This is a genomic window from Wenjunlia tyrosinilytica (assembly GCF_014646055.1).
In the GTDB taxonomy this organism is placed as follows: Bacteria; Actinomycetota; Actinomycetes; order Streptomycetales; family Streptomycetaceae; genus Wenjunlia; species Wenjunlia tyrosinilytica.
The window spans coordinates 62485-77251 of the sequence record NZ_BMMS01000032.1 but is presented as its reverse complement, the minus strand read 5'-3'; the positions used below and the strand labels follow the sequence as shown (position 1 = coordinate 77251).

At 70.9% G+C, this 14767-nt stretch carries 8 protein-coding genes; 6 read left to right on the top strand and 2 right to left on the bottom strand.

Going from position 1 to position 14767, the window contains the following annotated elements; translation table 11 throughout:
• Positions 1-58 precede the first annotated feature (58 nt).
• The gene (locus tag IEY86_RS28940) at positions 59-3403 is read right to left on the bottom strand and encodes a DHA2 family efflux MFS transporter permease subunit (RefSeq protein ID WP_189134846.1); all 3345 of its coding nucleotides are present in this window, start codon (positions 3401-3403) and stop codon (positions 59-61) included.
• A 725-nt stretch (positions 3404-4128) separates the two neighbouring features.
• On the opposite strand from IEY86_RS28940, the gene IEY86_RS28935 reads away from it, so the two are divergent.
• Together IEY86_RS28935 and IEY86_RS28930 are read left to right on the top strand one after the other, a co-directional pair.
• Positions 4129-5484, top strand: a complete 1356-nt coding sequence (locus IEY86_RS28935) for an MFS transporter (protein WP_189134845.1) — start codon at positions 4129-4131, stop codon at positions 5482-5484.
• Between the two features lie 249 nt (positions 5485-5733).
• Positions 5734-6051, top strand: coding sequence for a DUF6059 family protein (locus tag IEY86_RS28930; protein WP_189134844.1), 318 nt, complete (start codon positions 5734-5736; stop codon positions 6049-6051).
• Between the two features lie 312 nt (positions 6052-6363).
• On the opposite strand, the gene IEY86_RS28925 is transcribed toward IEY86_RS28930, so the two are convergent.
• Complete coding sequence (locus tag IEY86_RS28925; RefSeq protein WP_265805773.1) at positions 6364-7842, bottom strand: AfsR/SARP family transcriptional regulator; 1479 nt, start codon at positions 7840-7842, stop codon at positions 6364-6366.
• A gap of 266 nt (positions 7843-8108) precedes the next feature.
• Between IEY86_RS28925 and IEY86_RS28920 the strand changes: the two genes are divergently transcribed.
• The 4 genes from IEY86_RS28920 to IEY86_RS28905 all read left to right on the top strand — a co-directional run bounded on the left by IEY86_RS28920 (position 8109) and on the right by IEY86_RS28905 (position 14465).
• Positions 8109-8264, top strand: a complete 156-nt coding sequence (locus IEY86_RS28920) for a hypothetical protein (protein ID WP_189134842.1) — start codon at positions 8109-8111, stop codon at positions 8262-8264.
• Between the two features lie 1167 nt (positions 8265-9431).
• Positions 9432-12239: an AfsR/SARP family transcriptional regulator gene (locus tag IEY86_RS28915; protein ID WP_189134841.1), complete on the top strand. Its 2808-nt coding sequence runs from the start codon at positions 9432-9434 to the stop codon at positions 12237-12239.
• Between the two features lie 113 nt (positions 12240-12352).
• The gene (locus tag IEY86_RS28910) at positions 12353-12886 is read left to right on the top strand and encodes an IclR family transcriptional regulator domain-containing protein (protein ID WP_308425184.1); all 534 of its coding nucleotides are present in this window, start codon (positions 12353-12355) and stop codon (positions 12884-12886) included.
• Positions 12887-13349: 463 nt separating this feature from the next.
• Positions 13350-14465: a S8 family peptidase gene (locus tag IEY86_RS28905; protein WP_229698848.1), complete on the top strand. Its 1116-nt coding sequence runs from the start codon at positions 13350-13352 to the stop codon at positions 14463-14465.
• The last annotated feature ends 302 nt before the right edge of the window (positions 14466-14767 follow it).

Sequence of the window (14767 nt, the reverse complement as noted above, 5' to 3'; positions counted from 1 at the left end):
CGACGCTGCCGCGGCGCGCGTTGCTCAGGAGACGCCAAGCATGGGTCATGGGGCGGACTCACAGGGCCAGACGCATCTCGCCGCCCCCGTCCGGCACCGTGGCCGAGGACGGGGGACCCGCCGCGGCACCGCGGGCGAGCGTGTCCTCGGCGAGGGCGCGGTAGTGGGCGAGCGCTTGCCGGGTGGAGGCGAGGGCGTCCCGGTGCCGGTCGGCCCGGTCGTACTGGATGCCCAGGTTGCTCAAAGCGGTGGCGAGGTTCTCCCGGTACGCCGGGTTGTCCTCGGTGAGGGCCCGGTAGTGGCCGACGGCCTCCTCTGCGGGCTGGAGCGCATCGTCATGGAGGCAGGCCTCGCTGTAGGAGATGCTCAGGTTGGTCAGCGCGGCGGCGAGGTTGGGCCGGTGGGCGGGGTCGGCCTGGGCCAGGCTGCGATGGTGGGTGATCGCCTCCTCGCCGAGAGCGAGGGCGTCCCCGTACCGTCCGTCCTCCCGGTAGCAGTTGCTGAGGTTGTGCAGGGCCATCGCAAGCGGGGGGACGAAGGCCGGGTTGCCCTTGGCGAGCGCCCGGTAGTGGCGGGTGGCCTCTTCGACGGGCGCGATTGCCTTCTGGTGATAGCCACCCTCCCGATAGCAGATGCCCAGGTTGTTCAGCGCCCTGGACAGATGGGGTCGGAACGAGGCGCCGGTCTGGGCGAGCAGGCGGTAGTGGGCGACAGCCTCCGCGGTCGCGGCGAGGGCGGCGTAGTGGTGCTCGGCCTCGCTGTAGCAGATGCCCAGGTTGATCAGCGCCTTGGCCAAATTGGCGCGGTAGGCGGGGTCGCCGTCGGTGAGGGACCGGTAACGGGCAACGGCCTCCTCGGAGGCGACGAGCGCGTCGTCGGGGAAGCCGACCCCGAACGCCCAGGTCAAGGAGGACAGCTGCCGCACCAGGGCCGAGGAGGAGTCGGCCGATGGCAGCGCGGGGGGCCCGGCGGCGCCGACTCGGTCGAGGTCCACCTCCAGTGCGGCGTCCCACGGCTTTTCGGTCGGCGCCTGCGCGGTGGCGTCGAGGTCGATGATGTCGCGGGGACGGAGCGCGGCAAGCAGGGTCGGCTCCACGGCGCCCTGCGATGCGGGCAGGTCACGGGTTGCGACGATCACCACGGCCTCCGCGGCCAGGGGCACCAGCACGTCGTGGGCGATGGAGAACGCCTCCTCCGCCTGGTCCAGGCCGTCGACCACGATCACCGGTGGTTCTCGTCCTAGGTCCCGGGTCACCTGCCGCACGGCGTCGAGGAGTTCCGGGCCGCCCCGCCGACCCGTCCGTGCGGTCGGCAGCACCGCGGCCCGCACCAACTGCGCGTCGACCAGATCGGCGAGCGCGTCCCCGGTCAGGTCGCGGGCATGCACATGCGCCTGAACCACCGATCGCAGCCCCGGACCGGCAGGCCCCGGGTCCTGGCCGTCCGCCCCGGAACGCCTCCACTCGGCGGGAGCGGACAGGTCCACGATCCGGCCCGCGACGGCCGACTTCCCGGTGCCGGCCGATCCGGTGATCACTCGCAGGCCGGGAACACCCGACGTGACCCAGGACATCGCCGTGTCGAGTTCCGCCGAGCGGTCCCGGGACCGGGACTGCGGGGAGGCGGCCCCGGCCAGGACCGGCACCCCGGCGTCGCGTCGGCCCTTCCGGGAGGAAGGCTCCAGTGACGCCGGAAGCCGGGGCTGCGGCATCTGCGTCGTCGGCGCACTGGGCACCCGGCCTGCCGTGGGCTGGTCGCCCTTGCCGGCGCCCGCGGCCTCGTACCCGCGCAGCGGCCGCTCTTTGAGGAACAGCGCGGTGGCGAACGCGAGCGCGGCGAACGGCGCCGCGGACAGGAACACGTCGCCGACGGAGTCGGAGAAGGCCTGCAGGACAGCGTCCTGGACCGCGCGAGGAAGCCGCCGCAGCTGGCCGGTGTCGATGGCCGCGCCGGATCCCTCGCCGATCGGTGGCGCGTTCGGGATCGCGGCCGCAGCGTCCCCCAGACGGTCGGCGAGCCGAGTGGAGAACACCGCGCCCAACAGGGCAGAACCGGTGGCGCCGCCGATCTGCCGGAAGAAGATGACCGAGCTGGTCGCCGTGCCGATGTCCCGGCGTTCCACGGCGTTCTGGATGGCCGTGGTGATCGTCTGCTGGGTGAGGCCGGAGCCGACCCCGTAGACGAAGGCGAACAGACCTGTCTGCCAGAACGGCGTGTCGACGTCCAGGCGGGACAGGGCCAGCACGCCCACGGCCATCAGCGCCCCACCGAGGATCGGATAGACCTTGTACCGGCCGGTGCGGGTGATCAACCGCCCGCACACCATGGAGGCGCCGAAAAGCCCCACCACCATGGGGAGCGTCCCCAGTCCGGACTCCGTCGGCGACATGCCCCGCACCGTCTGCAGGTACACCGGCAGGAAGACGGCCGCGCCGAGGATCACCGTGCCGGCCAGAAAGGTGTAGGTGTTGCCGATGGTGAAGATGCTGTTGCCGAACAGGCGCAGCGGCAGGATCGGCTCGGCGGCCCTGTGCTCGACCAGCACGAAGGACAAGGTGAGCACCACGAAGCCGCCGAGCAGCACCAGCGCACCGGTCTCCGCCCAGCCGCGTTCCGGGCCACGCCAGTTGAGGTAGAGCAGCAGACTGGTCACCGCGCCCACAACGGTCGCGGCGCCCAGATAGTCGATCTCGTGGGAGCGGCGGGTGCCCGGCACGCGCAGCGCCGCCGTGGTGATCACGAGCGCGATCAGTCCGATCGGCACGTTGACGTAGAAGGTCCAGCGCCAGCCCGGACCGTCCGTCAGCCAGCCACCGACCAGCGGCCCGGCCACGCTGAAAACCCCGAGCACCGCGCCGATGTAGCCCTGGTACCGGCCCCGTTCCCGGGGCGGGATCACATCGCCGACGATGGCGAAGGCGACAGCGAACAGCCCACCGCCGCCCATGCCCTGAACCGCCCGGAAGGCGATGAGCTGGCCGATGTTCTGGCTGACACCGCACAGCACCGATCCGATCAGGAAGATCACGATGGCGCTCTGGAAGATCCGCCGCCGGCCGTAGAGGTCGGAGAGCTTGCCCCACAGGGGGGTCGTCGCGGTGGATGTCAGGAGGTAGCCGGTGACGACCCAGGACAGCAGGTCGAGGCCGCCCAGGTCGTTGACGATCTGCGGGAGGGCGGTGTTGACGATGCTCTGGTCGAGCGCGCTCAGCATGACGCCGGACACGACCCCGAGCAGGATGAGAAGCGTCTGCCGCCTGGACGGGTACTGTTCCGCGGCCGTGTTGCCCGCCTCGGCCCTGGCGGGCCGCGCAGCCCTGGCCGCGGGAGGCTTGGCGCGGGCCCCGGCGCGGGAGGAACCGCGCGGCGCGGCGTGGGACGGGTGGTTCGAGGTCTTGGTCATGAAGACGTCTTCCTGATCTCCATCTCTGGGGCGCGGCCCGCACCTCCCGGTCCGGTGCCGCCGTGTCCCCGTCGCCGCACGCGGGCGATCCGGGGTGCCGATCCGTCTCCCCACGTGCCCTTCGTGCGACGGGGACGGCAGTTCCCGACACGGACCCCGGCGGTCATCGCTACGTGTGACGCTCCTCGGGCTGCGACAGCCGTGCTCGGTTTCGCCGACCGATCACCTGCGGCGGCCGGTCCCGGGGCGCTGTCCCGCCGCAGGGGCCCTGCGCCGCCAGGCCCCTCGCGACCCGGGCTTCGAGGAGCGCCAATCTACGCCCGGCATCCCCGTGCAGGCAGCGCCGTGGCTCTACCGAGCGCCAATCACCGGGTAATCGGCCTCGGCGGACCGGTGACTCGAGCACCACTCGTGGAGCTGAAATCCATCCGGTGGCGGCCCCGCGGAAGACGCCCCTCGGGAGGAGCTGTTCCATATTCCACCGGACGCCCATCGGGCAAGCAACTGATCCACCATCACGGTCGGCGGACCAGGGGATTTTGACGGCGATTCTCCGGGAGTGTTCGCGCGATGGAAAAGCGACCCTGCGTGCTGTCCCGAAGCGCCCTACATTTGCCTGCCGGCGGGTCAGGGATGTCGAACCGAAAGAATTCGCAGACATTCGGAACCGGACATGAAGGAGTTCGCGCCATGCCCAGAACGGTTTTCGAAGGAGCCGTGCCACCATGACGGAGACGCGATCGACGGCGACCCCAGCCGCCGACACCGGGGGGAAGATCACCGCGCTCCCGGACGGGCCCCTCGAACGCGGAGTATCCGTATCGCTGCGGCGGCTGATGCCGCTGCTGGTCCTGATGTTCGTGATCTCGTTCCTCGACCGCGTCAACATCGGCTTCGCCGAGGCCGGGCTGAGCCGCGACCTCGGACTGTCCGCCGGCGCCTTCGGACTGGCCGCGGGTGTGTTCTTCATCGGCTTCGCGGTGTTCGAGGTGCCGAGCAACCTGCTGTTGCACCGGTTCGGCGCGCGGCGGTGGCTGGCCCGCATCATGATCTCCTGGGGCCTGCTGTCCGCCTCGACGGCCTTCGCCTGGAACCTTTCCTCCCTGATCGTCATCCGAGTGGTCTTCGGTGTCGCCGAGGCCGGGTTCCTGCCGGGCGTCGTCCACCTGCTGAGCAGTTGGTTCCCGGAGCGACACCGCGGACGGGCGATGTCGTTCCTGTTCCTGGGCGTCGTCATCGGCTCGGTCGTCGGCGCCCCCATGTCCGGGGCGCTGCTCGAACTCGACGGCGTCGGCGGGCTCGCGGGATGGCAGTGGCTGTTCCTGGGCGAGGGTGTTCCGGCGGTGCTCGTCGGCCTGTGGGCGCTGCGTGCCCTGCCGAACCGGCCATCCGAGGCCCGCTGGCTGGACGCGGAAGCCACCGCGGCGCTCGATCGGCAGGTGTCCCTGGAGGCGGCGGCGGCCCGCGCGCGGGAGCGTTTCACGCTCAAGAAGGCGCTGCTCGACCGGCGCGTGTGGCGGCTCGGCGGGTGCAACTTCCTGCTGATGGCGGCCATCGGCGGCATCGCGGTCTGGTCGGCCGATCTCATCGAGCGCGTCGGGGACCTGCGCCCGCTGATGGTCGGCGTGATCGCCGGGATCACCGGAGCGTGCGGGGCTGTGGGGGCCCTGCTGTCCGGACGCCTCACCGCCCGGGTCGCCGACAAGCGCCGGCTGGCCGCGGTGGGCATCGTCATCATGGGCGTCGGCATCGTCTGCACGGCGCTGCTGCCACCGATCCCGGCCGTGGCCGGCCTGAGCCTGACGATGTTCGGGGCGATGGGCGCCCTGCCCGCGCTGTGGGTGCTGCCCACGACGCTGGCCACCGGCCGGGCCGCGGCCGCCTGCGTCGCCATGGTCAACACCATCGGCATGTTCGGCGGCGGTGTCGGTCCCGTGGTGCTCGGCGTGGCGAAGGACTCCACCGGCTCGCTGCGCAGCGGCCTGTTCGTCCTCGCGGCGATCACGCTGACAGCCGCGGTCGCCACCGCCACCGTCCCCCTCGCTCCCCGCCCCCGCGGGGCGGCCCGCGATAGGCCCTGACCCGCATGCCGCAGCCGTCCCGCACAGGTGAGGACACGACCGTTCCCGCGACGTCAAAAAGCCGCTCCTGGGAGGTGGCCCCGGGCGCAAGCGGCGAAGCGGTGCCGGGCCGGCGGATCTCGGGGAGACCGGATCACCGGGACCACGGGCCGGAGCCGACCGCCATCCGTGGCAGGCGGCAAGCCGCGCGAAAGGACTTCCTTCCAGGCCACGCCGGCCTTCGGCCGGCATCAGGAGAGGAGAACGGCCATGAACGGGTTCGCTGGGCCCCGGTGGTGGAGCCGATTGCTGGTCACCGTGAAGGACTGGTGCTTGCTCCCGGTGTGGTACGGGCTGATGGATTTCGGCAGGACGATGTACGCCCCCATGGGGGGCCTGAAGGACCCGGAGGAGCAGCGGCGCCCGCCGCGATCCGTGGCGCTGGGCCGGAACGGGCTCCCGCCAGGGCATCCGGAGCGGCTGCGCCCCGACCTGCCCCTCAGCGATCTGGAGCGCCTGCTGGCGCGTGAACTCTTTCCGTACCACTCACCGCACCATCCGGAGGACCGGGGCTTCTTCGGAGGCTGACCGGTCCCCCCTCGAGGCGCTCCCGGTTCCGCGGGGGACGTCCGCGGGGCCAGGACCCGGCCGCGGGGCGGGTGGGTCCTCGGGCACCCGGCCTGCGCTGGGCACCGGCCCACCGTCGATCACCTCACGACGAAACCTCGCCCTGGCAGCGGCCGATCCGGTGGAATGACGGCAACGCACTCGCCTCGGCGACGGCCCGCTGGGTCCGCGGGAACGTCGGAGGGGGCATCCGTGGAGACAGTCGGCCACCCGGTCCTCTTCCACGGGCCTCGGCCATGACGGCTGGTGGCCTTCTCCGTCAACTGGTCCTTCTCAGCAGCAGAAGAAGCGGAAGGAGCGAACAGAGGCCCGCCGTGCCGGGAAACGACCCCACGCCTCCCTCCCGTGGAGTCCCAGTGCGCGCGCCGGTTCCCGCTCCATCCGTCGAGCCCCCAGCGCTTCCCATCCGCTGGGCGGCTCCGGGCCGACCCGGTAGACGATGCCCGTCTCGCTCGCTCGGCGGGTGGCCTCACTGACACGTACCTCTCCCGGAGGCACCAGCGCCAGCAGTCGGAGACATTGGTCCAGCACTCCACCGGTCACCATGGGCGGGGCGGTCGTGTCCCCGGGCTGGATCCGTACGAAGGCGTCGCCGGTGACCACCGCGACATGTGCGCGCCCGTCAGTTCCAGGACGCCCGGTCCCGGCTGCGCAGTCGTGGGCACCGAGCCGGTCGCGGATCGCCAACCCCGCCCGCACCGCCCGGACCGCGTGGTCCTCACTGGTATCGGCCACTCCGAACAGCGCCGAATGGACCGGTCCCAGGGTGCTCCCGACAGATCCACCGAACCGCTCGCACTCCTCGCGGACGGTCGACTCCACCTCCCGCAGGACGTCGTCGACGCCCGCTGGGTCCTGCCCGCCGTCGCCGGTATCCGAATGGGCCCAGAGCAGCACGGCGCTGATCTGTTTGCGCTCCGGTCCGCGGTGCACCGCCGGCTTGCCACCCCCTCCTCTCACCATGACGGGGCTCACGATCGCGGCGGGCCGCGCCTCGGCCGTGTCCGGCGCGCCATCCACGGCTCCGGAGGGCGCCGCCCGCGTCGGAGCCTCCAACTCCGGGGCGTGACTCAGGATCGCCTGCTCAAGCCTCTGCAGCTCTGGCCCGGGTTCGAGGCCGTAGCGTTCGACGAGCCGGGTTCGGGCGCGGCGGTAGGCCGCGAGCGCGTCGGTCTGCCGGCCGCAGCGGTAGAGCGCCAGCATGAGCTGACCGCAAAGCCGCTCCCGCGACGGCTCCGTGGCGACGAGCGCCTCCAGTTCACCGAGCACCTCGTTGTGGCGTCCGGACGCCAACTCGGCCTCGATGCAGTCCTCCAGCGCGTCCAGCCGCGCGTTCTCCAAGGCGGCCAGTTCCGGCCAGGCGACCCCCGTCTCGACCAGGTCGGCCAGTGCCGGGCCCCGCCACAGCGCCAGTGCCTGCCGCAGCACGCGGGCCGCCGACTCGTACGCCCCGGCAGTCAGGTCGGCTCGCCCCTGATCCACCAGTTGTCGGTAGTGGAACAGGTCGACGCAGTCGACGTCGACCCGGAGCACATACCCGGGGGTATGAGTCAGCAGCATCGCCCGGTCAGCGGCGCGGATGTCGGCGGACAACACCCGGCGCAGGTCCGACACGGCGTTCTGGAGCATCTTCCGTGCCGTCAGAGGGGTGTCGCCCGGCCACAACGCGTTGAGCAGCCCACTCGTCGCCACGACGCGATTGGCGTGAATGAGCAGATACGAAAGTGTCGCACGTTTGGCGATCCCTCCCACCGGAACCAGTGCGCCGTCATGACAGACTTCTAAGGGACCCAACAAGCGAAACTCCACGTGGTCTCACCTTTCCCTTGCTGTCCGCACCCGCCTCCCGCGGTCGTCGGGGAAGGCCACGCCCGGCAGGAAGACATTTCTTCATTCCTTCCCGCCGAGGAAGTTTGCGAGACACAGTGATTGAATGGCACACAACCGGCTGCACCCGCTTTTACGCGTGAATGCAGCCGCATGCGCTTCGACGGAGTTCCCCGTGGGACGGTTCCCTCATGCCCCGGACGTGCGCCGGGTACTGCACCTTTGCCCTCGCGCGGGTGTCCACAAGGGCGACGGCCGAAGGGCTGCCCACGTCGGCGCACAGGGGCCGCCTCGTCGCGGGCATCGGCATCCTCGTCTCGTACTGCCGCCCCAAAGGGCCGGTCTGACGAGGACCCGAGCAGCCGCCTCTGGAGCGGTGTCGGAAGTCCTCGTACGGCAGTGGTTACTGATCAGTTGCGGTCGGCGTCGCGTCGACATCGACACACAGCGCATCGTCGGTGTACTACAAAGAAAATCGGTGTACTTCAAAGAAAAACCGACAGGCCCGCACGAGATTTATTTTCGACGGCGTTGGCGACCAGCTCGCCGGCCACGGTCCGGGCGCCTTCCACCAGAGCGCTCAGTCCCCATTGAGGCAGCTGCCTCGCGACAAGATCGCGGGCGGCTTTGGGGAGGGTCCCGATATGGCGGTCGAGCAGGATGGGACCCGACTGGACCTGCTGTGGAGTGTGCGAACCCCGAGTGGGAACCCCGAGTGTTCTCGCTCCATGGACGGTCGGCACCAATCTCGGTCATTGCGTCCCCCTCAGACTTGGAACGAACGGGTTCAGCCGGGGAGTTGGCACGCGAAAACCGGCTGGTCCGTTTGTGTGCGCGCAATCGCATCTGCATTGCGTCGTCTCGCTGTCGCCGTTCCGGCCGCGGCATCTTGCACAAGCGCCCCTGGCATCCCACCTCTTCGTCCTCGACGGATGCGCCCTGGCGCAAAGGAAGGCTCCCCGCAGGCTCCAGCAACGCCCTTGCCCCGTTGACCCGCGGGCGGCCTGGCCGCGCCCTCCATCGGCGTCCAGGTGGCTCCTGCGCAGCGGGGGCCTGGCCGACGGAAGTGATGAGGACGCGTCCACGCCCCTTTCCTCACGACATTCACCGTTGTGCGCCTCTCGGCGCGACTGCGACTGCTGTCACCCAGTAATACAGCGAAGGCCGACGGAGGGTCTTGTGCGTTTCTTGCCAACCCCTTGCCCGCCTCTTGGAAAGTTATGACGTTCATTTCTGAAACTTAACGGTAGCCTTTGTTTGATAATTCCGAGGCAGAGCCGGCCGCGGGGTCGAGGCGGTGGTGCATTTCGGTGCGGAGGGGGTCGTCTTTGGGCAGACCGAGTTCGTCGCGGATGGTAGGTGGAGCAAAGGCAGACGGCAGGTTGGCCCTGTCGTGAGCCACGAACGCAGGACCCGGGATCCCGGCAACCCCCCGCACCGCCCCAGTCCCAGGGATGCCGGCCCATTGCCGTCCGGGGATCATTCCAGGTCGTAGAAGCCGGGGTGGAGCTGTGGTGGCGGTGGAGTTCGGGGTGTTGGGCAGTATCGAGGCGCGGGTCGATGGCGGGCTTGTCGAACTCGGTCATGCGCGGCAGCGGCTGCTGTTGGCTGCCTTGCTGGTCGATCTCGGCCGGGAGGTGTCGATCGAGGAGTTGGCGGAGCGGATCTGGGGGGAGAGTCAGGCGCAGCGGGGCACTTTGTACGGCTATCTGTCCCGGCTGCGGCGGGCGTTGGCCGCGGTGGAGGGCGTGGAGATCACCCGCAGGCCGGCCGGGTATGTGCTGACCGCCGGTGCGGCTGTGGTGGACCTGCACCGGTTCCGTGATCTGGTCGACCGGGCTCGTGCGGCGGAGGACGACGCGCAGGCCGCGAACCTGTTCGGGCAGGCGTTGGACTTGTGGCGGGGTGAGGCTCTGGCCACGATGGACACCGCATGGGCCGGTACGGTGCGCGAGGAGCTGCACCAGGAACGGCTGGCGGCCGAGCTGGACCGGACCGAGGCGCGGCTGCGCCTGGGCCAGCATCTCGATCTGGTGGCGGGCCTGCGGGCCCGGACCAAGGAACACCCCTGGGACGAACGTTTGGCCGGGCAGCTGATGCTGGCTCTGTACCGGTGCGGGCGTGCGACGGAGGCGCTGGCACACTACCAGCACACCCGGCGGCGGCTGGCCAAGGAGCTGGGCATCGACCCCGGCCCGGAACTGCGACGGTTGCACCAGCAGATCCTCACCGGCGACTGCGCCCTCACCCCCAGAGCAGGGGTGGCCCCGGCTGCGCCGGTGCCGCGGCAGTTGCCCGCGCCACCGGCGTTGTTCACCGGCCGGGAAAGGGAGCTGGCCGCGCTCACCGCCGGGGCGAACGGGGCAGGGGGCACGGTGGTGGTCTCGGCGATCGGCGGCACCGGCGGGATCGGCAAGACCCACCTGGCCCTGCACTGGGCTTACCGGCACCTGGACCGCTTCGGCGACGGGCAGCTGTATGTCAACCTGCGCGGCTTCGACCCCAGCGAAGAACCGCTGACCCCTTCGGCGGCCATCCGTGGCTTCCTCGACGCTCTCGGCGTGGCGTCCGGGGCGGTCCCGCCTGATCCGGATGCCCGGGTGGCGTTGTATCGCAGTCTGGTGGCGGGCAGACGGATGCTGGTGGTGCTGGACAACGCCCGCGACAGCGCCCAGGTGGTCCCGCTGCTGCCGGGCAGTCCCAGCTGCACGGTGCTGATCACCAGCCGCCGCCAACTGACCGGCCTGACCGCCACACACGGAGCCGCACCCCTCGCCCTTGACATGCTGCCGGAAGCCGAGGCCCACGAACTGCTCGGTCGTCACCTGGGGCCCGACCGGCTGGCCGCCGAGCCCGGTGCGGTGGCGGCGCTGCTGAAACACTGTGCGGGCCTGCCCCTGGCGTTGAGTATCGTGGCGGCCCGCGCCGCCGCCCAGCCGGGATTCCCCCTGGCCCATCTCGCCGAGGAACTGGCCAAGACCGGCACCCGGTTGGACGCGTTGGACGCCGGGGACCTCAGCGTCGACCTGCGCACGGTGTTCGCCTCCTCCTATCACGCCCTGGACACCGCGGCAGCCCGCGGCTTCACCCTGCTCGGACTGGCCCCCGGCCCCGACATCAGCCTGAACGCGGCCGCCGAACTCACCGGGACCACCCCCGCCCGCGCCCGGGTGCTGCTGCGCACCCTGGAGACCGCCCATCTGATCCAACAGCACACCCCCGACCGCTACCGGATGCACGACCTGGTCCGCCTCTACGCCGGCGAACAAGGCCGACACGACCTGGACGAGGCGGACCGGACCAGAGCGCTGCGCCGCCTGCTCGACTTCTATCTGCACACCGCCTACCACGCCAACCGGCTGCTGTACCCCCACTGGACGATCCGGCTGGAGCTGGGCCCGCCCTCCGCCGGCTGCACCCCGCACCGGTGTGCGGACGCGGCAGAGGCACAGCAGTGGTTCCAGGCCGAACTGCCCTGCCTGCAAGCCGCCCCCCAACTCGCCCGCGCCCTCGGCTGGCCCACCCTGACCTGGCAACTACCCGAAGCCCTGTTCAACCTCCGGTTGAGGCAAGGCCGCCCGGGTGAGGATCTGGCCATGTGGCGGACGGCGATCGAGGCCGCCGAGCGATTGGACGACCCGGCGGCCCGGGCCGTGACGCATCTGCGCCTGGGTCAGGCCTCCATGCTGGCGGGCCGGTACGACGAGGCCCGCGCCCACCTGGAGCAGGCCCTGCCCCTGTTCGAACGCACCGGTGACCTCCTGGGCCAAGGCCAGGCCCACTTCTGGCTCGGCATCACGTGGGAGCAGCAGGCCGACCCCCAGCGGGCGCTGCTCTGTCACGAGCATGCCCTGGACCACTACCGGGCCGTCGGCGACGCCCTCCATGAGGCCGGAGCCCTCAACACCATCGGATGGTGCCTTGCTCAACTGGGCCACGGCGAAAAGGCCCACGACTACTGCGAGCAGGCCCTGGCCATCAACCGGGCCGAAGGCGACCGCTACGGAGAGGCCCTCAACCTGGAGAGCCTTGGCTATATCGCCCATCACCGCGGCCGGTACCGGCAGGCCCTCGAGTACTACCACCAAGCCCTCACGGTCTGCCAGGAGACCGACTCCACCTGGAGCGAGGCCGAGGTCCTGGGGTGCATGGGTGATGCTCACCGTGCTCTGGGCCAGCACGCCGAGGCCCGCCAGGCCTGGCGGCAGGCCCTGGACCTGTACCAGACCCAGCACCGCACCGAACAAGCCACACACGTCCAGCAACAACTCAACGCCCTCGACGACATCGGCACTCTCACCGACACTGAAGGCGCTCCTTGAATGCGGCTCTGTCCGGCGGTTCCGTGAATCCCCAGGTGGGCGGGTGAATGCGGGAGCGTTCCCTCCGGGAAGTTCTCGATCACGGTGCGGAGCGGGCGCATAGGAGCGCAGGCATGGCACTGCGACCTGTCCAGGTGAACACAAAGGCACTTGATGACTCGGCGGTCGGCCGGTTCTGGGCGGAGGCGCTCGGCCGGAGTGCTTACAGCCCCGGCGTGACCACCTACGTTGGACCCGCCGGCGGCGGGACCCGGTTCCCGGCCCATGCGACGTCGATGGGACGGGTACTGCTCGCCGGGCTGCCGGCGCCCGAGCAGGCCGCCCATCCGGAACGTGCCGTCCCGGAGCCGCTCACCCCGCACACCGTCACCTCCGCGAATCGCCTCGGGTCCCTCCTGGAGCGCACGGAGCGCGAGGGATTCGCCCTGGTGGAGGACGAGCTGGAGGAGGGACTGCGGTCCATGGCCGTTCCGGTGCGCGATCGCACCGGCCGGGTCGTGAGCGCCGTCAACGTCTCCATGCATGTGCGCCGCAGGACGGTGGAACAGACGCTCGACACCGTCCTGCCCGCACTGCGGGCCACGGCCGCGCGCATCGAGGACGACCTCCGGGTCGCGGGCCGCTACGTGGCGATCCCCAGCGCATGACCGCATCAAGGCGCTCCTCCGCCTCCGCCGTCCTTACCGCTGCCGACTGAGCCGTACCGCCGCGCAGGGCGAACAGCACCGGACCACCGGACCTCTTCGATCCGGACACGATCAACCCGCGCCGTCATCCCCGAAGAATGCACCGCGGGCACCGGCCCGGCCGACAGAAGTGAGGACCTGCCGACGCCCGAGGGCCCCACAAGGGCGGCGCCGCCGCCCTTGTGAAGGCAACTCGTCGAGGCGCTCCGACAGCCGGCGAAGGACGGGGCGCCCGCACACTCGCGGCAGTTCCCGGGCCATGGGGTCCCCGGCCTTGGCATGGGAGCCGACGCAGGCATCCACGGTCGCCACGGGATTGCCGCTTCCGGCAACCGGCTTGCCCCCAACGGTCGTCTCCGCGGTCGACGGCAACAGGCCGGATGACTCACCGGGGGGCGGAATGACACGCGTGCACAGAAGCGCGATGGTGGCAACGGCAGTGGCGGCGGTCCTGGCGGCGGCGGGGTGCGTGCCGGGAGCGGGCTCGGCGGCGCCGGAAAACCGGCGGCAGGCGACCGGGTCGGACGGCGTTTCCGCGCGTGGGGCTGCCGGCCACGCCAAACCGCGGCACGGCACCGCGCGGTCGGCGACCGGCCAGGCTGGAGGCACCCCTGCGTCCGGACACGGTGCGGGACCGTCGATCGTCCGCACGGGTGTCCCATGGAACCTGGACCGGCTCGACCAGCGCACCCGCCCGCTGGACGGAAGGTTCACCACACGGAGCGCAGGCGCGGGGGTCCACGTCTATGTGATCGACACCGGCTTGGACATCGGACACGCGCAGTTCAGCGGCAGGGCCTCCCTGGGTGCGGATTTCGTCGGTGAGCCGGACGCGGGGGACTGCTTCGACGGCGGGGGGCTGGGCCACGGAACCTTCGTGGCGGGGATCATCGGCGGCAAGAAGTACGGCGTCGCACCGAAGGCGAAGATCGTGCGTGTTCAGGCGATCAAGTGCGAGGAGGGAAGCGGAGGGCCCGCCCCGGCCGCCTCAGGTGCCTCCGACGCCTCGATCGTCAAGGCCGTGAAGTGGGTGACCCTCCACGCGCGCCGCCCAGCGGTGGTGAACATGTCCCTCAATCTCGACAAGCGCTCCGCCGCGCTCGACTCAGCCGTCCAGCGCATGATCGACGCCGGTGTCCCCACCGTTGTGTCGGCGGGCAACTTCAACGACGACGCCTGCAAGCACTCCCCGGCGGGTGTCCGCGGCGCGATCGTGGTCGCGGCGTCCACCACCCGGGACCGCCACTGGAGCGACGCGGGCGGCTACGGCTCCGGCCACGGCCGGTGCGTGGACCTGTACGCCCCGGGCGAGAAGATCACCTCCGCGCTTGCCGGAGGAGGCACGGCCACATCGGATTTCGCCGCCACCTCCTGGGCCGCGCCGCACGCGACGGGCGTGGCCGCTCTCTACCTCTGCACCCACCCCAAGGCGACGCCCGCTCAGGTGCAGCACTGGCTCGACCAGCACGCGGGCCGAGGCCTCGTGACGGGCGTCCCGCCCCACACCCCCAACCGTCTGCTCAACACCGGGCACCTGTGACCTCACGGGCCGGAGTTGGTCTCTGCGAGCGGTAGGCAGTGCGGCCGCCTCGTGGACTGCGCGCCGTTGTCGAGCCTGTCACCCGCGCGGCGGCTGGGAGCGGACCTCCTCTCCTGAACCGCCCTGGGTTCGCCACGTCCTCCAGGGCATCGCGCACTGCGGCCGGTGCTCGGCGCGGATGTTTGCAGCGCCCCGGTCGGCTGCTGCGGCGTGGGTGTGCCGCCCAGGCTTCGGCTCTGCGCGGCTCTACGCGGCACTGCGCGGCACTGCCCGGCCGCCCTGGCTTGCAGGGCGGCCGGACG

Coding starts and splice junctions, on each gene's coding strand:
- IEY86_RS28940 (WP_189134846.1), bottom strand. CDS start 3,403: ATGACCAAGACCTCGAACCACCCGTCCCACGCCGCGCCGCGCGGTTCC.
- IEY86_RS28930 (WP_189134844.1), top strand. CDS start 5,734: ATGAACGGGTTCGCTGGGCCCCGGTGGTGGAGCCGATTGCTGGTCACC.
- IEY86_RS28920 (WP_189134842.1), top strand. CDS start 8,109: ATGCCCCGGACGTGCGCCGGGTACTGCACCTTTGCCCTCGCGCGGGTG.
- IEY86_RS28935 (WP_189134845.1), top strand. CDS start 4,129: ATGACGGAGACGCGATCGACGGCGACCCCAGCCGCCGACACCGGGGGG.
- IEY86_RS28910 (WP_308425184.1), top strand. CDS start 12,353: ATGGCACTGCGACCTGTCCAGGTGAACACAAAGGCACTTGATGACTCG.
- IEY86_RS28905 (WP_229698848.1), top strand. CDS start 13,350: ATGGTGGCAACGGCAGTGGCGGCGGTCCTGGCGGCGGCGGGGTGCGTG.